The organism is Pseudoxanthomonas mexicana, assembly GCF_014397415.1.
Taxonomy (GTDB): Bacteria; Pseudomonadota; Gammaproteobacteria; order Xanthomonadales; family Xanthomonadaceae; genus Pseudoxanthomonas_A; species Pseudoxanthomonas_A mexicana.
The window spans coordinates 1467854-1491005 of the sequence record NZ_CP060731.1 but is presented as its reverse complement, the minus strand read 5'-3'; the positions used below and the strand labels follow the sequence as shown (position 1 = coordinate 1491005).

The window sequence follows — 23152 nt, the reverse complement described above, 5'->3', positions numbered from 1 at the left end:
CCTACTTGGAGGTGGGGAGATCCTTCGGACCAACTTCTCACCGCTCCGCGACACACCATCCATCCAAACTTTCGTCATCGCTGCAGTATTGGAGAGGTGCAGTTCGAATAGACGACACGACACTCATGACCATCGTTGCCAATCCGGCAACGCGGAAGTACCAAACGCGTGGCCTCTTCTACTGTCGGGGCATGTTGGTAGTACCCCACCATCATCTGCAGAAGATCTACAGGCTCCGCGATGACTGCACACGTATTCCTGTAGGCGAAAACCGGTCTGCAACCAATTCCACCCATGGATTCACATTTCTTTACTGCCGCTCTCTCGGCTGCCCGGCGTGACGTCTCGCCACTTGCCGTGCCAACCTTGGAAGATCTGGCATCCTCAGCCATCGCACCCCATGTCTGAATCCAGCGTGCACGCGGGGGAGGAGGCACACTTGCAGCACCCGCGCCGCTAGGCAAGCATTGCGAACTTCCAGGAGTTACACCGTGCGGGCATGCTGTTTGTCCGAACGCGACTCCCGAAGCCAGCGCGAGAAAGGCGACCAGAGCAAGATTTAGGAGTTCGCGCATTCAGCCAATACTCCTATATCCATTGTTGGGGAGATGGGGGGCCACTGCCGTTGTTCCAGGAGGCGGCGCGGGAGGTTGATTTGGGATTGGCTGGTACCCAGAGCCAGAACTGCTTGGCTGTACTGCCTGCCCCTGCCCGAACGCGTTGTACGCCATGAACTGCCCGACCGTACCCTGGAAGAAGGCGGCCGCCATGGGCGGCACGGTGATCAGGAACAGGGTCATCAGCAATCCAAGGCCGCCCTGCTGCATTGCCATGCTGCTGACGCCCTGGGGCGAAGCGCTGGCTGCGAGCATGGTCAGATACTGGGCGGCGTACGAGACCGCCACCGCGCCCAGCAGCTTCGAGATCATTGACACCGTGAAGCTCAGCACCGCCAGCGAGAACATGGTGCCGATGCCGTACCAGACCCACTTCTGGAACATGCCCTTGGTCTGCTCGAACCCCAGACACAGGATGAAGAAAGGCCCCAGACCGATAAATAGCGCCATGGCCATCTTGTACATCAGCAGGATCGCCCCTCCCATCAACGAGGGACCGGCCACCCCTACTCCGGTAAACCACATCGTCCGCGTCTTCGCGGACTGCAGCGTCTCATCGAAGCTGGTATAGAGCGCATCGATGGCGACCATCGCGCCCTCCATGGCCTGCAGGTTGTCGTCGATGGTGTCCTCGGGGCCCTCCTCCTCACCGGTCACCATTTCGTTGATCGTGGTCGGCATGTCGTCGGTCAGTAGCCGGTGGAGATCGCTGCTGCCCAGGGTGAACGTGGTGGCCACGGTGATGATGAGCACCCACTTCAGCGAATGGACCACCAGCTCCATCATGAACTGGCGCGACTGGCCGGTGACGATGCGGTAGCCCTGCAGCAGTACCCAGAGCGTCAGCAGGACGAAGGCGATGCCACCGATCCACTCCGCCATCGCGCCGAGCAGGTTGTCGCGGAAGATGTTGATCTCCTCGTCGACCCAGTCGAAGACGAGCCGGAAGAACGCCCAGCGCTCGACGGCGCCGATCGCCGCCTCCATGCTGCGCAGCAGCAGGGCGAATCCGTTGTCCAGTGAAGGCAGGTGCGCCATGTTCATTCCTTCGTGTCACCGCGACGCATCCTGCATCGCGGCGCAGGTTCGGGTCTAAGGTCAGTTGCGCCGCTTGGACTGTGCGATTTCGAGCGCCGCTTTCAGGGTGGCGATGCCCACCGCCCCGCCGATGGCACTGCCCAGCCCCCCGCCTGATTCACCTTTGCCATCCAATGCTTGCTGGGCCAGTGTCTTGCTGGCCTCCTGCAGGTAGCCGATCCGCGCAACATAGGCATCCATGTAGGTCTGCTGCTGCTGGCGGTCGATCTCCATCTGCGACATCAGCAGCAGGATGCGGTTCGTGTTGTCCTGAAGCTTGCCGACCTCGTGGCTGCGGATGTTGGCGCGTTGCCGCTTCAGTTCGTCCAGGTACCGCTGGCGCTGGGTGGTGACCTCGTACATCTTCAGCGAGTAGTTGTACTTCGCCAGTTCCGTGTTGACGATCTCGCGGCACAGTTGGTACTGCTGCTGAGCGATACCGCTGGAGGCCTGCTTGCAGCGGTTGTCGGCGTTCATGTTGACGCCGCTCTGCGTAGGCTGCGCGTGCTGCAGCTTCTCCTCGGGTTCCGGCGCCGCCTTGCTGTCCTCGTTGTTGCCGTTGAACGATTCGAACACCTGCTGCTGGTAGAGTTCGCGCAGGTTGCCGTTCACCGTGCCATCGCCGTTGCCGGTCGCACTGGCGGTGCCGATGCGTCCGTTCATATCCCTGAGCTTGGAATTCGCGTCCCGGTCGATGACGCGCCATTGCGCATGGGCGCTGGCGGCTACTCCCAGCCCGGTGATGAGCAGGAAGGCGACAAGAGCGCGGGCGGTCGAGTGCAATGTCAGCGGTTTCATGAGGGAGTCCTGTGAGCTGCGTCAGCGCTGGATGCTGGAGTACGTGGGCCGCGGGGACCGCGGACCGGTGGAATGGTCTTCACGACCGGGAGATGACGAAGACTCCTTTCTTTCGCGACGGCTTCGCGAACCTTTCCGCTCCTGCTGGAAGCGCGGCAGCCACTGTTCTGGCAACAGGTCGGCCTTCTCGATGCCAAGCCGCTGTGCTTCTTCGTCGACGATCCGGTGCATGATCTCGATGTTGTCCGTGCTGGCCGAAATGACCGCCAACGCATCGTCCATCCCGCGCAGGTTGAGCTGGCAGACGGTCGAGGCGTGGCCCTGCTTGACCAGGAAGCAGCGCGAGCGTTCGTCCAGGCTCTTGATCACCTCGAATTCCGCATCGGTAAGCTTGAGGCCGTCGATGTAGTCCTCTCGGGCGGCATTCGGGTTAGGCAACAGGATCAATGTCGCGGTCTGCTCGATCAACGCCGCCGAGATATCGCTCGCCAATGCGTCTTCCGGGCTCTGCGTGGCAAAGATGCCCAGGCCATTCTGCTTGCGGATGGTCTTCTGCTTGTTCTTGGCGAAATCCTTCAGTGCGCCGCCACCATCGAGGATCTTCCAGAACTCGTCCATCACGTAGATAAGCGGCCTGCCATCGATCAGCTCTTCCAACCGATGCAGCAGGTAATTGATTACCGGCACGCGGATCTCGGCGTTCTCGATCACGTCGGTGTAGTCGAAACCGATGATGCTGGCGCGACCCAGGTCTATGGTGTCCACCGGGTTGTCGAACACCCATCCCAGCGCATTGCCGGCCGTCCACTTGCGCAGCCGCGCGTAAACCCCGTCATCGCCCATGTTGGGCAAGCTCTTCTGGAAGTTGGTCATCGACCGCAGGTGAAGCGGCATGTCGAGCATGGCTTCGACCGCACGGAAAACGTCCTCGTCCTCGCGTGCGGTGTAATGGGTCTTGCCGGCGAGCACCTTCACCAGGCCTGCCAGGAACTGGACGTTGGCGTCGGTGCGCTCGCACTGGAACGGGTTGAAGCCGGTCGGCTGCCCATTTTCCAGCGCCAGATAGTTTCCACCGCACGCGCGCACGAAGATCTCGGCGCCGCGGTCCTTGTCGAAGAAGAAAATGGTCGGCACCGGATCGAACTTCTGCACCTGGCTGAGCAGGAAATTGATCAGGGCCGTCTTGCCGGTACCGGACTTGCCGATGACCATGGTGTTGGCGATGGCCTTCTCGCCCAGCGAGTTCTCGGCCGGATGGGTGGCATGGAAGTTGAAGTAGTACGGCTGGCCGTTCGTGGTCTGCAGCACCGTGACGCATTCGCCCCAGGGATTGTTGTCGCGCTTCCCGGTGGCGAAGTTGTGAAGGGGCGAAAGTCCCAGGAAGTTCAGCGAGCTGACATTGGCCAGCCGCGTCCGGTAGCGCCAGTTGCCGGGCAGCTGCGAATAGAAGGACGAACAGACGGCCAGGTCCTCCTTGGCCGACACGAAACCCGCATTCGAGAGCTCCGCCCGCGCGACAGCGATGTTCTGCGAGAGACGCTGCTGATCCTCGGCATACAACGTCAGGATGAAGTGGTATTCGCCCAGCACGAAGTTTCCGGATGCGACCTGGTCCATCGCATGATCCAACTCGGCGATCTGGCTGACCGCCTTGTCGCCCGAGGAGATCATCATGCCCTTGGTGCGGTCCAGGACCTTCAGTGCATCCTGCCGCCCCATGGGACTGAACGAATGGGTGATGACGTACTCGAAGTCCAGATATTTCAGGCCGTTGAGAATCCCCGGCCAGGTACCGTCGGTGTATTCCTTGATGTTGAGGATGGCCCCGAAGTGGTTCTGCCCATCGGGCGTACGCACGACGAAATCGCCCGACTTCGACGAGAACATGTGCCGGCTTACCGGCAGATAGTCGTAAACCGGCGCGCGAAGGACCGGCACGGGTTCCGAAATGCGGTTCAGGACGAAACCGAAGAATTCCAGCGTCTCCGAGAACACCCCGCCCGTGTCGGACTGGTACATGCCGAGGCGCACCGGCGCGTAGTCCTTCAGCACGGCCTCCGCGTTGCCAGCCAGCTCCGTAAGCTTGGCGACCGCCTGATCCTGCTCCGCCTGCAGGCGCGAGACATCGGCGGACTTCTCGACGAATTTCTTCCCCATGACGACCGGCCGGTAGATTATCGTGAGGTACAGCTCGTTGTTCATGATCTTCTGCGCGGAAAGCGCGTCGAAATATTCGTCGGACAGCGACTGGTTGAAGGCCTGCCCGAATCGGGCGTCGGACCGTATGCGGCCGCGGCGCCGCAGGTCGTGCACCCAGAATGCCACGTTGACGAAGTCCGGCGCGCGCAGCGTCTGCAGCATCCGGTTGAAGCTGTTGTGGCGATGCTCCAGTTCCCACTCCTCGCGCCCGACGAAGGGCAACCCGTCCAGTCGCCACGTCAGCAGGAAATCGCCGCCCGTCGTCTTGACCACATGCGGCGACACGTGGGCGGACAGCGGGATGAACTCGGCGATGGACAGGTCGGGCGCGAGCATGGGATCAGTCCGGAATCGAATCGTCGAAACGCTTGCGGTAGGCGTTGGGCGTGAACACCCACATGCCTTCGTGATGACGCAGGTTCCGGACCTTGGTCCGGAACTGCCAGCGCAGGCCCAGCAGCCGGAAGATCATCTCGTCTCGGCGCGCCATCTGCCGCATGATGAAGATGACCACCGGCAGCAGGGCCAGGAAGAACATGTTGAAATAGAACGTGGCCAGCAGGCAGCCGCCTGCCCCGATCGCGAAGGGTACGTAAGGTACCCCCATGAACATGGGCGGGCGCGTGCAGCCCCTGAACAGCACGTTCTTATGCATGCTGCATGAGCATCTGACCGACGACCATGGCCGTCGAGGTCACGTCATCCGGCAACAGCATCTTGGCGATCTGCGCTGCCGCACCGATCAGGAAGCCGCCGATCAATACTGGCGCCACATCGCCGACGCGCTTGTGGTTGAAGGCGATCTGATAGCCGGCGAAGATCACCGCGATGGTGACGATCGCGATCGAGGCGACGTTCAACAAGCTGTTGATGTTGTTGAAGAACGTGGTGACGCGACCCTCGGCTCCAGAGCCATCCTGCGCGAGCGCCAGCTCCGGGAATGCCAGCGCCGCGATGGCGACGGATGCGATGGCCAGGGTGGCGAAGAACTGCTTTACGTGGATCATGTGCTCGTGGTTCATGGTGTACCCCAATAGTGATGGTGACGATAGGTGGCACTTTCGCGTGCCATGGGCCATCCGTGGCGGTTGCTGCTAGAAGACGAAAGCGTCATCCCTCCCGGATATCTGCATGGCCGGCGGCACCTGGGGCACCACGGCGGTGTTCTGGTAATACGGCTGCACCATGACCGGTGCATCCAGCGCCTGCACAACGGCGGGCGCCTGCGGGCTGGCGATGGTCGGCGCCGGGACAGCGACATCGCTCGCGGCGGGAATGACGGTGGGCGATGGCGTGGCGCGACCGTCCCGCGCATCCGCGATGCGACGTTCCACTAGCGATGGTTTTCCACCGGCGCGGGCAGTCGCTGGCACCAGGCGGCGCGATGGCGCCGCGGTAAGACGGTCGATGATCGGAATCGGCACTGCCTCCTGCCCCGCCTTGCGCTGCCAGGAGGCAAAGACCTTCTGCACGTAACCGTGCCGGTAGCCGGTGGTGAAGTTCCCCGAGTAGTAGCAGCTGAACGCCTTGCCCCAGTCCCCGCCCGACCGGCCATAGCATTCGGCAAGGATGCGCGAGCCCGCGCGAAGGTTCGGACAGGTATCGAAAGCCTTCTCATAACTGTCCAAGCCCTGGCGCGCCAGGTTGTAGCGGTTGACCTGCGCCAATCCAAGCGAGAAGTTGTAGCCGCGTTCTTCCAGCATGCGCGCGGTCGAGAGCGCCTCAGCCAGGCTCCGCGGCTGTCGTGCCAACCGGCCCCCGACGACGCCGATCGCGTAGGGGTTGAACGAGGATTCGACCTTCACGACGTGCTCCATCACGGCCGGTGGAACCGCCAGCCCCGTGCATCCCATCAGCTCCATGCCAGGCAGCATCCGATTACCTCCTTCCACAGACATCAGGGTTGCCGATCTCGGCAACGACACGACCGTTCACACAAGCCGCTTGATGGAAGCCTCGGACGCGAGCGGTCGATGCGGACATGGAGTTCTTGAGGAAGACGCAACGCATGGAATCTCCTTTCACGCCAGTGCGCGGGCAGGATCGAAATCGATCCCGGTGATGTAGCGGCAGCCCGCGTGTGCCTTGATGTGGACCACGATGTCGATAGTCATCTTCAGCAAACGCTTGATCACCTCGAACTCCAGCCCCGCCCCTTCCGACGACGCCTTGACCATCAGCGCGAGCTGGTCCCAGGTCTGGGCCGTACTGCCTGCATGGCAACTGGTGATCGAGCCGGGATGGCCCGATGCGCAGTTGCGGATGAAGTAGAAGGATTCATCGCCACGCAGCTCGGCCAGGATGATGCGGTCCGGCTTCATGCGCAGGCAGGCCTCCATGCAGTTCTTCGCGGTGACGTTGCTGGCGCTTTGTCCGCCCTTGGAGTACAGCAGGTGAACCACGTTCGGCTGGCGGATGAACAGTTCCCGCGCGTCCTCGATCGTCACCAGGCGCTCCTGATCGGGGATATGGTTGACCAGGGACTTCATGAAGGTGGTCTTGCCGCTGCCCGTGGCACCGGCCACCACGATGTTCTTGTGATACAGCACCGCCTTGCGGAAGAACTCGGCGTAGTTGCGGCTGCGTCGAAGTTCGAGCAGCTCCTGGTCGTGGTCGCCGAGCGACTGCTGCTGCTCCAGGATTTCGTCGAAGAACCCGTCCTGCTCGTACTGCTCCAGCGTCTTGCTGAACTTGGCGGGCAGGCGAATGGTGATCGACACCTTGCCCGCGTCGCAGGCCGGCGGGATGACGAACTGCGCGCGCTGGCCGGTGGGAAACGTCAGCGACACCATCGGGTCGATGTCCGTGATGCGCTGGCCGGTATTGCTCTCGTTGACGACGGAGGTGCAGAACTGGCGGGCGCGCTCGAAGGTCAAGGTGGGCACGTCGGCTTTCAGCCAACCCTCGCGCGCCGTCTCCAGGTAGATCTCGCCCGGGCGATTGATGCAGATCTCGGTGACGTCCGAGGAATGCATGTGCTCACCGATGCCGAGCACCCGGTACTGGTAGTCCAGGAACTCGTTGGAGACGCGGGCAAGGGGTTCGTTCTGCGTATCCATGCCGGCATGCCGTCAGCGCATCACCGCGGAGAAGTCCACGTCGCGGGCCACGTAGACGTTCAGGATGGTGCCCTGGTTGATCGTCACCGTCGGCGGACGCGCCATGTTGCGGTCCAGCGCCATGTTCGCCAGTCGCTCCATGGTGCGGGCGGTATTGCTCTCGTAAGGATTCTGGTAGATCGCGCCATTGACGACGGCCGTTTCCTGGGGACCGTTCTTGGCGCCCGCGTACTTGAAAGCGTCGCTGAGTAGACTGATCAGCAGCGCGGAGGAGATGCGCTGCGCCCAGTGGGCCGAGTAGTGCCCCGGATTGCCGGCCGACCCGAGCATGTCGGTGCCGGGGCTGCGCATGTTCACGTCCATGCCGGTCGGCGTGGTGATGCGATCCCACACGATGGCGGCGCGCTCGCCGATGATCGCATCGGAGTTGTAGCTCCCCATGACCTTGGAGCCGCGCGGCAGCAGCAGGCGCTTGCCGTTGACCGAGTAGACCGGCTCAGTCACCACGCACGAGGTATACCCGGGCACGTCCGTGATGACGCGCGACTCAAGAACGCACCGGATGTAGGTGCCGCGCAGCAGCAGCGTATTGGGGTTGTAAAGGGGTTTTGCGCTGGTCACGCCATCGGGCGGTTCGCGCGGCGCGACCGGCGCCTGGCCTTGTCCCATCAGAGCCGCGTACTGCGCCATGCCGGGGTCCGCTGCTTCGGCAGGCGCGATGGCGCCGGGATTCCCTCCCTCGCCGAAGGTCGTCGCCATGTCCAGCATGCGGCGCTCGCGCAGCGACAGCTCCTGCCGCTCGGGCATGCCGGAGGGCATTGCCATCATGGAGGCGGCCGAAGGCGCGGTGCCTTCGACGACCGGCAGAGGCGGGAGGTCTGGCTCTACGGCGACGGGTGCGGCTTCCGGAGGGAGTTCGGGCAGATCCCGCGGTGCGGCGGGAATGACCACTTGCTCGCCCTTCGCCCGGGCCTGCGCCTCCTCAGTTTTCGACGAGAGGCCGCCGCTGAAGATCCAGAACACGACGAGCAGCATCAATACGATGATGCCCGCCAGGAACATCAGCGCCTTCCGATTGAGCCGCTGCACATCGGCGGATCGCAGGTAGGGCGCATTGGCGTCGAGGTCGGGCTCCGGCACATGCCGCGCGGTCTCGTAGGGATTCCGGGGGCCGGCGTGGTCCGGTCCCTTGTCAGGATGGTCGTTGGGCGTCTGGTTCATTGCTCTGGGCTCCTGCGCAGGCCCACCACGTTGTCGCCATGGCGGATGACCAGGTACGGGTATGTGCCATGCACGACGATCGTGTCGTCCTGCACCGTGGAGTTCACGACGAACTCGTCGCCCTGCTCGCTCTCTCTTGCGAACACCACAGGGAAGTTGCCGCTGGGAAAGCGCGTGCGGTTGCCCATGCGAATGTAGGTGAACTGGCGATCGTCGTAGACCGTGGCTGGGACAAGCCACGCGGGGCCACGCTTACGCTGCGCGTACTCGTAGTTGAAGTGATATGCGCGTCCCGGCTCGACGTCGGTGTTCAGCTCGGACGCGACTTCCTGCGGCTTGTCCGCCGCACCCGCGAAACTGGTATCGCCCGGATAGGCGAAAGTAATGCGGTACTGCACACCAGCCGCCCTCGCCTGGTCGAGCACGCGCCAGTCCGTGGCGACGACCTTCAGCTCGAAGATGTAGGAATGCGCCGCCGTGCGCACCAGCAGATTGGTGTCGACATCGACGTTCTTTGGCTTCAGGTAGAACACGTTACCGCGGCGACTGATATCCCATCCGCCACTGAAGCCGGTGCTGAAGTCCAGGATCTCCTCGTGCGGCGACAATTCGATCTGGGTCGTGATGCCCAGGCCCGTGCGTACCGGATAGACCTTGTCCGGCGCGTACGTGTACTGCTCGATCACCTGCGCGGACGCGGGCGCTGCCATCAGTAGCACGCCTAGCGTGGCCAAACGCATCATGGTGTCCTTCCACCTCATCGTTGGGGCACTCCGTTTCCGGTCTCGGATTCCGACTGTTCCGCAGGCAGCGGCGCTGTCGACACATCGTTCTCACTTGGCACCTGGGCCGGGCCAGGCGCCGTCGCGACCGCTCCGTCCGCGCTTGCCGCGGCCGAGGGCACGGCAGGCGCCATGTCGGCAGAGGACGGAGGCGCGGGGAACTCCCGCTCCGGCAGCGCCGCGGATGCGAAGTCGTCGTCCACGCGATAGTTGGTGACCCGGAACCCCAGAGGATTGAGTAGCCTGTCCTCTTCGTTGAGACGGAGATCGGGGCTGTAGGTGAACTCCATCGTGGCGATCTTGCTGTCCAGCGCCTGCGACGCGCCTCGACCCTTGTCGTATACGCTGCGCTGGAATCGCACCGTCGCGCCGGTCGGACGCTTGCCTCCGGCGCCTCCGATCAGCACGATGCTGAGGATGCGCACACGCACCGCGCGACTGCCACCGTAAAGCCGGAAAGGCCGCTCGGGATTGCTCTCCGAGTGCAGCGCGATGTACGCCGGCGCCACGGTCGGCCCCGCCATCGACAGCGCGGTCCTCCAATTGCGCTGGCCGATCAATCCGGAATCGTAGGATTCCCGCGCCAGCACGAACTGCGCAACATTGCTCTTGTTGATCGCTTCCTCCGTGGTGACGTCGCGGTCCTGGAAGTTGCCGGACAGGCGCGCCACACTGGCCGTGCCCGTGTAGGGATCGGCCATCACCAGATAGGGCACTTTCTCCTTCAATGGCAGAAAGATGAAGTAGCCGCCCGCGAGGATCAGCGACATCACGATCGCGGACCACGCCACGAGCCAGGCCCTGCGCTCGCTCTTCCGCGCGCGTTCTGCCAGGGTCAGCTCGAAGCTGACGCCCTGTGCTACGGCGCGATCGATGTCCGGCGACGAGGTCTTCTTCTTGAACATGGGACGTTCGCCCTCAGTCACCGGTGGGCGCGGAAGGCGCTGCGTCCGCGGGCGGCGGCAACGACTGGCTCACGATGATCCGCGGACGCTCGACCACCACCCGGACGCCCTGTTCGGCATAAGCGGCCGAAAGCGCACTCGCCGCATCCTCGAGACTGCCGGTCCGGATCTGCGCAACCGGCGAATGCAGCGTGTAGTCGTTCGGGTGCAGGTAGGACAGCGTGAGGCGCGCATCCCTTGCCCACCGGCCGAGCATGGTTTTCAGGGTGGAGTCCGCCGGGGACGCCTGATAGATGTAGGCCTGCTGAAGTGGAATAGCCTGAGGCACCTCAGCGAAACGGTTCACCGGACGCCAACGGCCACCTACGTCCTTCGGCGTGGGCGTCGCGCACCCCGCCATTGCCATCACCGCAAAGATCACGCCCGCCATCAGAGACGCGCGAAAGACAGCGTTTCCACTCACGTGTAGACCACCCTGCAATCGTCGGCAACACCCATCCGCTGCGCCCCATCGCTGGACGCTCCGCGGTACTGAAGATTGTGTGTGGGCGGCAGTGCGCGAACGCGCATCGGGATCCGCGGGCAAGCCGCGATCTTCACCGCGCACGGATTGAAGGCCCGTGCCATACCCCCTGTACGCATCCATGTGGTTAACGCTCCGTTGAAACTGTGGCATTCGCGAATCACATCCGATCCGCGTACTGCATCACGACATTCGCGCCGAACATATCCACGCGATTTTGTGCCGTCAAGACACTTACTCGAGTAAACATGTGTATGAACATTCGCTGCCCCCGAAGCATGCGCACGAAACCCCATAAAACAAGCTGTTTATTGCATATTCGTGAAGCGACGATCATTACTTCACTCATGGACGTGAAGGTGATTGTGAAAGTACGCACCGCGTCACATCCAATGTGAAAATCGGATTCACCTAGATGACTGAGACATGCGTGCGACCAGCATCATCTGGATATTGAAGTACCTAACGTTGTGCAGCATTCTGAAAAAGGTCGATCACCTCGCTTCACATCGAACAGGGATGGATATGGACTCGTCGAAGATGGATGAATTCGTCGCCAATGCAGCACTGCTCGCCGCCCACCTCAAGGAAAAGTGCGAGCAGGCAGCGGCTTCGCAGCAGGCCTCGGCGCAGGATCTTCAGGGCGCAGCGATCGTGGTACGAAGGACGATCGAGGAAGGGAAGCGCGAGCTTGTCGAGCACGCAGGTTCTGCCGTTTCCTCGGCGCTGTCGGAGAAGGTGCCCGCTGCGACGCAGGCGATTCTCGACACCACGGCGCGCCTGAAGCAGGTAACGGATCGTCTTCAACACGAGCAGGCGGCACTCGAAAGGCGGCTGCGCTTCCTGGGTGCGGGTACGCTGGGGGCTATCGCAGTGGCATGCCTGCTGTTGGTGGCAGGGACCGGCTATGCGTCATGGCACAACGTGCAGCGCGCTCAGCGCGCGCACGTGGATGCGGAGGTGCTCGAAGCCCTGCGTCACGTGACGATCACTGCCTGCGATGGGGCGCCCTGCATCAAGCTCGAGGAGGGTCTGCGCCGGTGGGAGAAGAACGGGGAGTACGTGCTGGTCGATGGCGCAGCCGCGGGCGGAAGCGAACCCGCAGGGCGGCGCTGAGGACGGGCGAAAGGCGGCTCGCGGCCGTGTGAATGGAATCGGTGACAGGGGGACTCTTGGGAAACGTGCGTATTCTGGCAAGCGTCGTGCTCGGCATCGCCGCCCTCTTGGCGGCGATCTATCTGGCCGGCTATCTCTCGCTGCTGTTCCTCGGCCTGGATGGTGGGCAGGTCGGAGGGAGCACCTACTTCGACTATCTGAGGCACTTGGACCACCCGCGCGTACAGCCTTACGCCTGGCGCATCAAGACTGCGGGCGCGATCGGCGGCGGACTGATGCTGCTTGCATGGGCTGCATTGGTGGTGATGATCTACAAGTTGCGCAGTCACCGTAACCTGCACGGCCGGGCCAGGTTCGCCGGCATGATCGATCTTGGCAGGAAGGGATTCCTCGGCGGCGGGGACGACGGCATCGTCGTGGGCCAGATGAACGGCAAGCTGCTGCGCTTGCGCGGCCAGCAGTTCGTGATCCTTGCCGCCCCCACCCGTTCGGGCAAGGGCGTGGGCGTCGTGATACCGAATCTCCTGGACTATCGCGAATCCGCAGTGGTGCTCGACATCAAGCAGGAGAATTTCGACCTCACTTCGGGTTGGCGGCAATCGATCGGGCACGAGGTTTACCTGTTCAATCCGTTCGCGGAAGATCGCCGGACCCATCGGTGGAATCCGATGACCTACGTGTCGCCGGACCCTGCCTTCCGCGTTTCCGATCTGCAGAGCATCGCCGCGATGCTCTACCCCGATGGCGACGACAAGGACAAGTTCTGGGTCAGCCAGGCGCGCAATGCGTTTCTGGCGTTCGCGCTGTATCTGTTCGAGCGACACGAGCACGACCACACTACCGAGAAGCCCACCCTGGGCGCGGTGCTGCGGCTCGCATCCGGTGACGGCGGAGAGCTGAAACCCTACCTGCAGAAGCTCGTGGAAGCGCCCTTCCTCAGCCAGCAGTCCCGTACGGCGTTCTCCGGCCTGCTCTCGCAGGCCGACGTGACGTTCGCGTCCATCATCGGTTCGTTCCGGGAGCCACTGAATCCGTGGCTAAACCCGGTGCTCGACGCGGCCACCAGCGAGGACGATTTCCGCCTCGACGACGTGCGTCGGCGTCGGATGACGATCTACGTCGGCATCCAGCCGAACAAGCTTGCCGAGAGTCGATTGATCGTGAACCTGTTCTTCAGCCAGCTGATCAACGTCAATACCAAGACGTTGCCGCAGAACGACGCGTCGCTGAAGCACCAGTGCCTGCTGCTGATGGATGAGTTCACCTCGATCGGACGCGTGGACATCATCTCCAAGGCCGTCGCCTACATGGCCGGCTACAACCTGCGGCTGCTGCCCATCATCCAGTCGATGGCGCAGCTGGATGCGGTCTACGGCAAGGAGCTTTCGCGCACCATCATCACCAACCACGCGCTGCAGATCATCTATGCGCCCCGCGAGCAGCAGGACGCCAACGACTATTCGGAAATGCTGGGCTATACGACGATCCGTCGCCGCGCACGGACCCGCTCGCATGGACAGGGGCGCAATGTCTCGGATAACGAGGTGCTGGAGAAGCGCGCCCTGATGTTGCCCCAGGAACTCAAGGCCATGGGGCCGGAGAAGGAAATCGTGCTGTACGAAGGTCTGGCCCATCCGATCCTGTGCCGGAAGGTGCGCTACTACAAAGAGAGCTACTTCACCCGGCGGCTGTTGCCGAAGGTGGCGGTGGAACCCCTGCGACTCTAGCCATCGCAGCCGTTCGCACGGCAAACCGGCGCCCGGTTAGAATCCAGCGGTCTGCCTACCGCGCCCCGAGGTCTTTTCATGCAATGCCCGAAATGCCACAGCGCGATAGAGCCGATCGCCATGGCGCAAGCGAACGTGCATCGCTGCGAAGGGTGCAGAGGCCTGTGGTTCGAGATGGTGGATCACGAGACGCTGAAAGACCATGCTGCCGAGCTCGATGTCGGCGATCCGGTCCAGGGCGAGCAGTACAACAAGATCGACCGGATCCAATGTCCCGCGTGCGTGGGCCATCGCGACCTGATCCGGATGGTCGACCCGTTGCAGCCTCACATCTGGTTCGAGAGCTGCAAGGGGTGTTACGGCCGTTTCTACGATGCAGGCGAGTACCGAGACTTTGCGGAGATCGAGTTCGCCGACCTGATCAAGGACTGGAACGCGCCCGAGCGCCTCTGACGCGGCGGGCGCCTAGGACGCCGCCGCCCCGCCCCGCTCCCTGCAGCCCCAGTTGAGGATGGGGGTTCCCGGCGGCAGCACGCGCCTGAACATGTCTACGCGCGCCGGCTTCGGGTTGACCACCACGGGCGCGCGTGCCGCCTTCAGCAATGGCAGGTCGGCGCTGCTGTCGGAGTATGCCACCGCTATTTCGCCATAGCCGCGCTCGCGCAGCATGCGCATCTTCTCTTCGTTGTGGCAGTGGCGCGTGGCCACCACCGCACCCAGGCGCGGGCCGACGGCCGTGCCGATGACCGGCACATCCTCGTGGGCGACGAAACTGAGGATGGCGCGCGCCAGTTCGGGCGGGGCGCCGGTCGCGACGACGACGCGGTCGCCGGTGGCCCGATGCTCGCGGAACACCTCGAGCGCATGCGGCAGCAGGCGTCGCTGCACGTCCTCGCGATGGATGGCCACGTACTGGTCGATCAGCGCATCGAAGCTGCGCCGGCCATGCAGGCCGAACGTGCCGATCCAGATATACCCGGAGATGCCGCGACGCCGCGTCGGCAGGAACGCCACCATCGGGCCCAGCACGACGGATGCGGCCAAGGCCGCGACCATGCGCAGCGGATTGCGCTGGATCAGCCACTTGACCAGATGGCCGCCGGAATCGCCATCGTAAAGCGTATGGTCGAAGTCGAAGACGACAACCGGCGCATCGGCACGCGGCGTCGGATAAGGAGCGTCCGTCATGTCGCGAAGAATAGCTGACGCAGGGCCTCGCCGGGTTCTTCGGCGCGCATGAAGGTCTCGCCCACCAAGAACGCATTCACGCCCGCATCGCGCATCGTGGCGACATCCTCCGGCACCACGATGCCGCTTTCGGTGACCAGCAGCCGGTCCTTCGGCACCGCGTCCTTCATCGCCAGCGTGGTGTCCAGGCTGACCTCGAAGGTGCGCAGATTGCGGTTGTTGATCCCGACCAGCGGCACCGGCACCTGCAGGGCGCGCTCCAGTTCGTCGATGTCGTGCACTTCCACCAGCACGTCCATGCCGAGCTGCATGGCCAGGCCGGACAGGTCGACCAGCTGGCCGTCGTCCAGCGCCGCCACGATCAGCAGGATGCAGTCCGCGCCCAACGCACGCGCTTCGTACACCTGGTACGGATCGACGGTGAAGTCCTTGCGCAGCACGGGCAGCGTGCATGCGTCGCGCGCCTGGCGCAGATAATCGTCCGCGCCCTGGAAGAAGTCCACGTCCGTCAGCACCGACAGGCAGGCCGCGCCGCCGAACTCGTAGCTGACGGCGATATCGGCAGGACGGAAGTCCGGGCGGATCACGCCCTTCGAGGGACTGGCCTTCTTCACCTCGGCGATCACCGCCGGATCGCCCTGCGCGATCATCGCGTTCAGTGCGTCGGCAAAGCCGCGCGTCGGCGAAGCATCGGCGACGCGCGCGCGCAGGTCGGCCAGCGAGACGCGGGCGCTGCGCTCGGCGATCTCGTCCGCCTTACGGGCGAGGATGGTGGTCAGGATGTCGCTCATGCAGTCCTCAGGCGGATACCGCCCGTACGGGGCCCGTATTTTCGCACTATCCGCGGCCCTCGGCGGTTCCGCGGTCCCAGCCGTAGGCCCGCTCGACCCTGGCGACCCGCAGTTCGAAGTGGTCGTACCAGTCCCGCCGGCCCCGCTCGCGCGCGGCCGTGTGCTCGGCATGCTGGCGCCAGGCGAGGATCGCGGCCTCGCTTTCCCAGTACGCCACGGTGATGCCGAAGCCATCCGCCCCGCGGGTGGATTCCATCCCGAGGAACCCCGGCTGCTGCTGCGCCAGTTCGACCATCCGCTCAGCCATGGCGCCGTAGCCGGCCTCATCCTGGCTGTTGCGCAGCGACGAGAAAATCACCGCGTAATAAGGGGGTTTGGGTAGGCAGGCGAATCCGCTGGCGGCCATCTCATGCCTCCCCATGCGACAGGCCCAGGGCCTGCGTGGTCGCAACGAACTGCCGCAGGCGCTCCAGGGCCCGGCCGCTGGCGATGGCATCGCGCGAACGGGCGATGCCATCCTCGATGCTCTCCGCCACGCCGGCCACGTACAGCGCCGCACCCGCGTTCAGCACCACGATCTCGCGGGCGGGGCCGGGCTTGTTGTCCAGCACGCCCAGCAGCATCGCCTTCGACTCGGCCGCGTCGGCCACGCGCAGGTTGCGGCTGGCGGCCATCGCGATGCCGAAGTCTTCCGGGTGCAGTTCGTATTCCCGCACTTCGCCGTCGCGCAGTTCGCCGACCAGCGTGCCGGCACCGAGCGAAAGTTCGTCCATGCCGTCGCGACCCCAGACCACCAGCGCGCGCTCGGCACCCAGCTCCTGCAGCACGCGGGCCTGGATGCCGACGAGGTCCGGGTGGAACACGCCCATCAGGATGCTGGGCGCACCCGCGGGATTGGTCAGCGGACCGAGGATGTTGAAGATGGTGCGCACGCCCATTTCGCGCCGCACCGGCGCGACCACCTTCATCGCGGGGTGATGGATGGGCGCGAACATGAAGCCGATTCCTGTCTGCGCGATGGATTGCGCCACCTGCTCCGGCTGCAGTTCGATGCTGACGCCCAGCGCTTCCAGCACGTCGGCGCTGCCGGACTTCGACGACACGCTGCGATTGCCATGCTTGGCGATGCGTGCGCCGGCAGCGGCCGCGACGAACATCGAGCACGTGGAGATGTTGAAGGTGTGGGAACCGTCGCCGCCGGTGCCGACGATGTCGACCAGGTGGGTGCGGTCGGCGACTTCGACGGTGCGCGAGAACTCGCGCATCACCGTGGCCGCGCCGGCGATCTCGCCGACGGTCTCCTTCTTCACGCGCAACCCGGTCAGGATGGCGGCCGTCATGGTCGGCGAGACGTCGCCGCGCATGATCTGGCGCATCAGGTCGACCATCTCGTCGTGGAAGATCTCGCGGTGCTCGATGGTGCGCTGGAGGGCTTCTTGTGGGGTCAGTGGCATGTCGGCTCCGTAGGGTGGGCCCTGGCCCACCGGCATGGCGATGGCGGGCCGAGGCCCGCCCTGCGTCATCGTTCGAGGAAGTTCTTCAGCAGCGCGTGCCCGTGCTCGGTCAGGATCGACTCGGGGTGGAACTGCACGCCTTCCACGGGATATTCGCGATGGCGCAGACCCATGATTTCCTCGAAGCTGCCGTCCTCGTTCTCGGTCCAGGCGGTGACTTCCAGTGCATCCGGCAGGCTGCTGCGCTCCACCACCAGCGAGTGGTAGCGCGTGGCCTCGTAGGCATCCGGCAGGCCGGCGAACACGCCCTTGCCTTTGTGACGGATACGCGAGGTCTTGCCATGCATGATGCGGCCCGCGCGGATGACGTTGCCGCCATAAGCCTGGCCGATGCTCTGGTGACCGAGGCAGACACCGAGGATGGGCGTGTTCGCGCCCAGCCGTTCGATGATCTCCAGCGAGACCCCGGCTTCGTTCGGCGTGCACGGACCGGGCGAAATGACGATGCGCTCGGGCGCGAGCTTCGCGATCTCGTCCACGGTCATCGCATCGTTTCGCACCACCTTCACCTCGGCACCCAGCGACTGCAGGTACTGCACGAGGTTGTAGGTGAAGCTGTCGTAGTTGTCCACCATCAGGAGTCTCATGATTCTAAGTCCTTGATTTCATTAATGTTTTCCATTACACACAACCTCCATTACCCACTTTATTACACACATCGACAGTTGATTGCGATGGACGAAGCGCGAGCATGTGCTGGCTCAAGGTAGCAAGGGCTCCTGAGAGATGTCTTGGCGTGCGCCAGTGCGGTGTACTGACGCAGCGACGGCGCCCGCATGCCAGGGCCAAGTGCTGAGACTGGGCGGACAGACCTACCCCTCGCGGCGACACAGCGCGCGGGGCATCAGTTCTACGACGGGGCTGGGGTGCCAAGGGCATCGGGCAATCTCCTCAAATCTTGGAGCCGCCGTGCCGGGGAGCCTTCTTGAAACCTTGCCTGCCGGTACGGCGGCAAGGTGCGGTCAAGACCGCAACGACATGCCGCTTCCTATTGGAAGCGCCACCACAGAGCGATGTTGGTCGAAGCGGTACGGGTCATGGACAGACCAAAGTGTTGAATTTAAAAGCCAGAACTCGGCCCGAGTACACCCGAACGGAATTCCAAAGTAAGCCTGGGGAATTTTACCATGAGCATGTTAGGCAAAGCCACTTCCTGGAATGCCAGGGCATTCATCACCCCGCCCATCTACCTCGGACCGGACGACAACACTTCCAGTCTCGAAACCAGAGAGCAAGTAGACCAACTGCTACGGACTTGTGAGCATCGAATCTCAGGTTGGCAGTCATCTGGACCTGCGCGGGTGATGCTATATCGCTATATCAGCATCCGGGGCAGATATGACACCGCCGGATTTTCTCTGCCGACCCTAGGTCCCGGAGAACAGAAGCCGTTGATCGCAGCTTCTGAAACCATCGCCGTATCAGACCATACCAAATCGGTTTTGCGGGGAACAGCGCAGCGCATGACGCTGGTACCGTGAGCGCCAATATCGAGCTTTCGTCCTCATCGCTCGATGGGCCGGCAACCGATCGATTCTTGCACAACGAGCAAGACGAGGCCACCTACAGCGGACGCCAAACCAATCACCTCGCCCGTCTACGTTCAGGGCATCTTCCCAGGCACCCGCGGAAGGTCATAACGACACAGCAGCCCTTGGCAGGGCAAGAAAGGAGCCGGTGATGTAGCGCTTCCGAAAGGAGACGAAGACATGCACAAGGACATTCCAACATCGAAGGTGTTCTATCGTCCCATCGAGGCTGCCATACGGTGGGCCGGGTTGCTGCGGTACCTGCCGATGATCCTGGCTGCGATCGCGTCACCGCGCTTCCTGCCTCCATCGTTGAATTGCCCGCGATGGAATGAGTGCCGGCTGTACTCGGAGCGTATCTATGACGGCATCCTCAACGGGGAGCTGCCCTACGGCCAGAACGGCATCACGCTCAATGATCCGAAGCTGCTGCAGTCGCCGGATCTGACCGTTCGCCATGTCGATCTGAAGCGCTGGATGCGCAACCACTATCCCGAGCACCGGCCAGGATTCCTGTTCAGCCGTGGCGAACGCATGGCGCATCCTTTTATCACCTTGGAAACAGGACAGGCGATCCTGATCGAGCGACTGGCCCTTCAGGCGGCCCTGGAGCATGCGCGTCGCCAGATGCAGGAATTGCAGGAGCAGCGCGACACCTTGCTCAAGCAGTCCACCGCGCTGCTGGCTTCCAAGCAATGCGAGATCAGCGAGCGAGCGGAGACGACGTATCTCAACATCATCGGCGGGATGCTGACGCTGATGCTGGGCCAGTCCCCTTCGGGTGTGCCCTATTCCAGCTTCAAAACACAGGAGGCACTCGTCTCGGCATTGGTCGCCCACTTCGGCGGCACCATGGGCATCACGGAGCGAACCTTGAACGGCAAGTTCGCCAACGCCAGGAAGTACGTCCGTAGCGCAAGCGCATGAGGTTTTTCCAGCTTGTATGTGCAACCGCGGAGATTGCATTTGCAATGTCTTTCCGCAGCCAGGTCTATTGAATAGAGGTCACGCCAACAAACGCCACCGAGCGTTCAGGAGTGACCGCCATGTCGCAGCCCCCTGTACTCCCGCCGAACGAGCGCCGCATCCTGCGGCTCGATGAAGTCGAAGCCAAGTCCGGCTTCAAACGCGCCCACATTTACAACCTGATGAAGAAGCGCCAGTTTCCCCAGGCGCTGCGCCTGGGCGTGCGCGCCGTCGGCTGGGATTCGATCGAAATCGACCAGTGGATCGCCGAGCGCCTCAACCACCGGACCTGACCCGTTCTCCCGCGGACTTCCCATTCCCAGCCGGAGAGCGCCATGCAGGTCGTATCCATCATTTCAACGAAGGGCGGCGTCGGCAAGACCACGACGGCCGCCAACCTGGGCGGGCTCGCCGCGGACGCGGGCCTGCGCGTGCTGCTGCTCGATCTCGACGTGCAGCCCACCTTGTCCTCCTACTACGAACTGACCCAGCGCGCGCCGGGCGGCATCTATGAGCTGTTGGCCTTCAACGAGCGCGACCTTGGCCAGCTCGTGTCCCGCACGATCATCGCGGGCCTGGACCTGGTGCTGTCCAACGACCACCGGGGCGAGCTGAACACCTTATTGCTGCATGCGCCGGATGGCCGCCTGCGGCTGCGGCATCTGCTGCCAGCACTTGCTCCCCTCTACGACCTGGTGCTGATCGACACCCAGGGCGCGCGTTCCGTGCTGCTGGAGATGGCGGTGCTCGCCTCCGACCTTGCGCTGTCGCCCGTCACGCCGGAAATCCTCGCGGCCCGGGAGCTTCGACGCGGCACCATGCAGTTGCTCGAAGACATCGCGCCGTACCGGCACCTGGGCATCGAACCGCCGCCGCTGCACCTGCTCATCAACCGCGTCCACCCGGTGTCGGCGAACGCCCGACTGATCCAGCAGGCCCTGCGCGACCTGTTCCAAGACCATGCCGGCATCCGCGTGCTCGCCACCGACGTGCCAGCCATCGAAGCCTATCCGCGCGCCGCGACGCGCGGCCTGCCGGTGCATCGGGTCGAGCACCGCCAGCCGCCCGGCAGGGTCGCGCCGGCCTCGCTCGACACGATGCGCGCGCTCGCGAGCGAGCTGTTCCCGCAATGGCAGGACAGATTTGCCGCAATGTCCGGTCGCCCGCCACGTCCTCTTGATGCCGGGAGGTCCCATGGCGAACGCACATGAACTGGCCCGCGGCCACAAGCGGCTGCGCGCGCTGATCGAGTTCGCGGTCGGTGAAGGCTGGCACGTCAAGCGCACGCCGGGCGGGCACCTCAAGTTCACCAAGGCCGGCTGCGCGGCGATCTACACCAGTTCGACCGCGAGCGACCACCGGGCCGAATTGAACGCCCGTGCGCAGATCCGCCGCGCCGAGCGAGAGGCCCGCATGGCGCCGGCCGGCGGTCGTGGGGACTGCGAGGGGTGCGGCCATGGCTGACATGACCTCGCAGGACATGGCCGGCAAGCTGCTCGCGGCCGGCTTCGAGCGCAGCGGCCCAGCGGCTACGGCCTTGAGCGACCCGATCGCGGACACGCCCATGGTCGTGACGCTGGACCAGCTGCGGCCCTACGACCATGACCCGCGCATGAAGCGCAACCCCGCCTACGAGGAAATCAAGGCGTCCATCCGCGAGCGCGGCCTGGACGCGGCGCCAGCCATCACCCGCCGGCCCGGCGAGGACCACTACATCATCCGCAACGGCGGCAACACGCGGCTGGCGATCCTGCGCGAACTCTGGTCGGAGACCAAGGACGAACGCTTCTTCCGCATATCGTGCCTGTTTCGGCCATGGCCGGAGCGCGGTGAAATCGTCGCGCTGACCGGGCATCTTGCCGAGAACGAACTGCGCGGTGGCCTCACGTTCATCGAGCGCGCGCTCGGCGTCGAGAAAGCACGCGAGTTCTACGAGCAGGAGAGTAGCGCCGCCCTGAGCCAGTCGGAACTGGCCCGCCGCCTGGCGGCCGATGGGTTCCCCGTCCAGCGGTCGCACATCACCCGCATGGCCGACGCGGTGCGCTACCTGCTGCCCGCCATTCCCACTGTGCTCTATGGCGGCCTGGGGCGCCACCAGGTCGAGCGGCTGTCGGTCATGCGGACGGCCTGCAAGCGCACCTGGGAGCACTATGCCAAGGACCGCACGCTGCCGCTGGACTTCGACAGCTTCTTTCAGGAGGTGCTGGCGCAGTTCGACACGCAGGGCGACGAGTTCGCGACGCAGCGCGTGCAGGACGAGCTGATCGGCCAGATGTCCGAGCTGCTGGGCATCGGCTACGACGTGTTGGCGCTGGACCTGACCGAATCGGAAAGCCGCCACCGGGCGCTGGTCAGTGACCCGACGCCACCTGCGGCGCCGCCGGCGTTGCCTTCGCCCACCGCCGGCACGCCGCCTCCCCCGGGCGTAGCATCGTCCATCGCCAAGCCTGCAGCGGCGGCCAGTCCTCCACCCGCCAGCCCTCCGGCGTCCGAGCCCACCTTGCGCGAGGATACGGCCCGAGAGACGACAACGGAAAGCCCCGCGGCCGCACCAGGCGATCTGCTTCTCGAGCACATCGTCTCGCCGGCACCGACGACCGAACGGCTGCAGTCGATCCAGCGCATGGTTGCCGACCAGTTGGGCGATGCGCTGCCGCCCGACTTCTCGGCGAGCGTGCTGCAGTCCATCCCGGTGCAAGCCGGCGGGCTCTATCCGATCTCCGACGTCTGGTACATCGACGCCGGCCTGGACACGCCCGATCGGCTGCGCATCCACATCGCGCAGTTCGCGCGCGAGATCGCCGGGGAGGCAGCCCTGGACGAGTGCATCGAGGATCACTCCGATGGCATCGGCTTCGTTTGCTGCGCGCCCGCCCATGCACCATCGCCGCTCGGCCGGGCGGTGCTGGCGCTGCTCATCACTCTGACGGGTCAGCCCACTGCTGAAGCGGGCGTGGATGGCGCGCAGCTCGCCGCCGACTTGCCAGCACTGCTGCACGGCCAGGGTCAACACCACGGCGACTGCACAAGGCGCTTGAGCGACACGGCGTTGGTCAAGCTATTTCGGCTGCTCCGCCTGGCCCGGCGTCTGCTGGACCTGGAAGCCGGCACCACGGCGCCCGGGACGTGAGCGAGGGAGG

General features: G+C 64.0%; 26 protein-coding genes. 9 read left to right on the top strand and 17 right to left on the bottom strand.

Annotated elements, in window-relative coordinates:
- Nucleotides 1–74: 74 nt before the first annotated feature.
- The 12 genes from IAE60_RS19005 to IAE60_RS06735 form a co-directional block, all read right to left on the bottom strand.
- Nucleotides 75–392 carry a DUF4189 domain-containing protein gene (locus IAE60_RS19005; protein WP_187574306.1) on the bottom strand — a complete coding sequence of 106 codons (318 nt, stop codon included), beginning with the start codon at nt 390–392 and terminating at the stop codon, nt 75–77.
- 183 nt (nt 393–575) lie between these two features.
- The gene (locus IAE60_RS06785) at nt 576–1655 is read right to left on the bottom strand and encodes a TrbL/VirB6 family protein (protein WP_187574305.1); all 1080 of its coding nucleotides are present in this window, start codon (nt 1653–1655) and stop codon (nt 576–578) included.
- A 60-nt stretch (nt 1656–1715) separates the two neighbouring features.
- Nucleotides 1716–2492, bottom strand: a complete 777-nt coding sequence (locus tag IAE60_RS06780) for a hypothetical protein (RefSeq protein WP_187574304.1) — start codon at nt 2490–2492, stop codon at nt 1716–1718.
- A 21-nt stretch (nt 2493–2513) separates the two neighbouring features.
- Nucleotides 2514–5027 (bottom strand): VirB4 family type IV secretion/conjugal transfer ATPase, encoded by a 2514-nt coding sequence (locus tag IAE60_RS06775; protein WP_187574303.1) that lies wholly within the window; start codon nt 5025–5027, stop codon nt 2514–2516.
- Between the two features lie 4 nt (nt 5028–5031).
- Nucleotides 5032–5346, bottom strand: coding sequence for a VirB3 family type IV secretion system protein (locus IAE60_RS06770; RefSeq protein ID WP_185895169.1), 315 nt, complete (start codon nt 5344–5346; stop codon nt 5032–5034).
- Nucleotides 5339–5698: a TrbC/VirB2 family protein gene (locus IAE60_RS06765; protein WP_244966676.1), complete on the bottom strand. Its 360-nt coding sequence runs from the start codon at nt 5696–5698 to the stop codon at nt 5339–5341. Before IAE60_RS06765 ends, IAE60_RS06770 begins: the two co-directional genes overlap by 8 nt.
- Before the next feature lie 87 nt (nt 5699–5785).
- Nucleotides 5786–6553, bottom strand: a complete 768-nt coding sequence (locus tag IAE60_RS06760; protein ID WP_338052638.1) for a lytic transglycosylase domain-containing protein — start codon at nt 6551–6553, stop codon at nt 5786–5788.
- A gap of 159 nt (nt 6554–6712) precedes the next feature.
- Nucleotides 6713–7750 (bottom strand): P-type DNA transfer ATPase VirB11, encoded by a 1038-nt coding sequence (virB11, locus tag IAE60_RS06755; protein WP_187574300.1) that lies wholly within the window; start codon nt 7748–7750, stop codon nt 6713–6715.
- Between the two features lie 12 nt (nt 7751–7762).
- The gene (locus IAE60_RS06750; protein WP_187574299.1) at nt 7763–8971 is read right to left on the bottom strand and encodes a TrbI/VirB10 family protein; all 1209 of its coding nucleotides are present in this window, start codon (nt 8969–8971) and stop codon (nt 7763–7765) included.
- On the bottom strand, nt 8968–9714 hold the full coding sequence (locus tag IAE60_RS06745) for a TrbG/VirB9 family P-type conjugative transfer protein (RefSeq protein WP_244966675.1): 747 nt from the start codon (nt 9712–9714) through the stop codon (nt 8968–8970). The genes IAE60_RS06750 and IAE60_RS06745 overlap by 4 nt, the downstream gene beginning before the upstream one ends.
- A 14-nt stretch (nt 9715–9728) precedes the next feature.
- Complete coding sequence (locus IAE60_RS06740; RefSeq protein WP_187574297.1) at nt 9729–10658, bottom strand: VirB8 family type IV secretion system protein; 930 nt, start codon at nt 10656–10658, stop codon at nt 9729–9731.
- Nucleotides 10659–10671: 13 nt separating this feature from the next.
- On the bottom strand, nt 10672–11088 hold the full coding sequence (locus tag IAE60_RS06735) for a TcpQ domain-containing protein (RefSeq protein ID WP_162108165.1): 417 nt from the start codon (nt 11086–11088) through the stop codon (nt 10672–10674).
- Nucleotides 11089–11607: 519 nt separating this feature from the next.
- Here IAE60_RS06735 and IAE60_RS06730 point away from each other — a divergent pair.
- The 3 genes from IAE60_RS06730 to IAE60_RS06720 all read left to right on the top strand — a co-directional run bounded on the left by IAE60_RS06730 (nt 11608) and on the right by IAE60_RS06720 (nt 14477).
- Nucleotides 11608–12297: a hypothetical protein gene (locus IAE60_RS06730; protein WP_187574296.1), complete on the top strand. Its 690-nt coding sequence runs from the start codon at nt 11608–11610 to the stop codon at nt 12295–12297.
- A 56-nt stretch (nt 12298–12353) separates the two neighbouring features.
- Nucleotides 12354–14024, top strand: coding sequence for a type IV secretory system conjugative DNA transfer family protein (locus tag IAE60_RS06725; RefSeq protein ID WP_187574295.1), 1671 nt, complete (start codon nt 12354–12356; stop codon nt 14022–14024).
- Between the two features lie 120 nt (nt 14025–14144).
- The gene (locus tag IAE60_RS06720; RefSeq protein ID WP_187574294.1) at nt 14145–14477 is read left to right on the top strand and encodes a hypothetical protein; all 333 of its coding nucleotides are present in this window, start codon (nt 14145–14147) and stop codon (nt 14475–14477) included.
- Nucleotides 14478–14489: 12 nt separating this feature from the next.
- Here IAE60_RS06720 and IAE60_RS06715 read toward each other — a convergent pair whose 3' ends face one another.
- The 5 genes from IAE60_RS06715 to IAE60_RS06695 all read right to left on the bottom strand — a co-directional run bounded on the left by IAE60_RS06715 (nt 14490) and on the right by IAE60_RS06695 (nt 18104).
- Nucleotides 14490–15212: an HAD-IB family phosphatase gene (locus IAE60_RS06715; protein WP_187574293.1), complete on the bottom strand. Its 723-nt coding sequence runs from the start codon at nt 15210–15212 to the stop codon at nt 14490–14492.
- A complete protein-coding gene (gene trpC / locus IAE60_RS06710) occupies nt 15209–16003 on the bottom strand; it encodes an indole-3-glycerol phosphate synthase TrpC (protein WP_187574292.1) in 795 nt (264 codons plus the stop codon). Before trpC ends, IAE60_RS06715 begins: the two co-directional genes overlap by 4 nt.
- 46 nt (nt 16004–16049) lie before the next feature.
- Nucleotides 16050–16409 carry an antibiotic biosynthesis monooxygenase family protein gene (locus IAE60_RS06705; RefSeq protein ID WP_187574291.1) on the bottom strand — a complete coding sequence of 120 codons (360 nt, stop codon included), beginning with the start codon at nt 16407–16409 and terminating at the stop codon, nt 16050–16052.
- Nucleotide 16410: 1 nt separating this feature from the next.
- The gene (gene trpD / locus IAE60_RS06700) at nt 16411–17457 is read right to left on the bottom strand and encodes an anthranilate phosphoribosyltransferase (RefSeq protein ID WP_187574290.1); all 1047 of its coding nucleotides are present in this window, start codon (nt 17455–17457) and stop codon (nt 16411–16413) included.
- A gap of 65 nt (nt 17458–17522) precedes the next feature.
- The gene (locus IAE60_RS06695; protein WP_187574289.1) at nt 17523–18104 is read right to left on the bottom strand and encodes an anthranilate synthase component II; all 582 of its coding nucleotides are present in this window, start codon (nt 18102–18104) and stop codon (nt 17523–17525) included.
- A 540-nt stretch (nt 18105–18644) separates the two neighbouring features.
- Between IAE60_RS06695 and IAE60_RS06690 the strand changes: the two genes are divergently transcribed.
- From IAE60_RS06690 to IAE60_RS06665, 6 genes are all read left to right on the top strand, one after another.
- Entirely contained in the window at nt 18645–18998 is a 354-nt protein-coding gene (locus IAE60_RS06690) for a hypothetical protein (protein WP_128457255.1), read from the top strand.
- Nucleotides 18999–19226: 228 nt separating this feature from the next.
- Nucleotides 19227–19973, top strand: coding sequence for a hypothetical protein (locus IAE60_RS06685; RefSeq protein ID WP_003050429.1), 747 nt, complete (start codon nt 19227–19229; stop codon nt 19971–19973).
- Nucleotides 19974–20092: 119 nt separating this feature from the next.
- On the top strand, nt 20093–20305 hold the full coding sequence (locus IAE60_RS06680) for an AlpA family transcriptional regulator (protein ID WP_003050427.1): 213 nt from the start codon (nt 20093–20095) through the stop codon (nt 20303–20305).
- A gap of 42 nt (nt 20306–20347) precedes the next feature.
- Entirely contained in the window at nt 20348–21223 is an 876-nt protein-coding gene (locus IAE60_RS06675; protein WP_003050424.1) for a ParA family protein, read from the top strand.
- Nucleotides 21207–21476 (top strand): hypothetical protein, encoded by a 270-nt coding sequence (locus IAE60_RS06670; RefSeq protein ID WP_003050422.1) that lies wholly within the window; start codon nt 21207–21209, stop codon nt 21474–21476. Before IAE60_RS06675 ends, IAE60_RS06670 begins: the two co-directional genes overlap by 17 nt.
- The gene (locus IAE60_RS06665; RefSeq protein ID WP_187574288.1) at nt 21469–23142 is read left to right on the top strand and encodes a ParB family protein; all 1674 of its coding nucleotides are present in this window, start codon (nt 21469–21471) and stop codon (nt 23140–23142) included. The genes IAE60_RS06670 and IAE60_RS06665 overlap by 8 nt, the downstream gene beginning before the upstream one ends.
- Nucleotides 23143–23152: the final 10 nt, after the last annotated feature.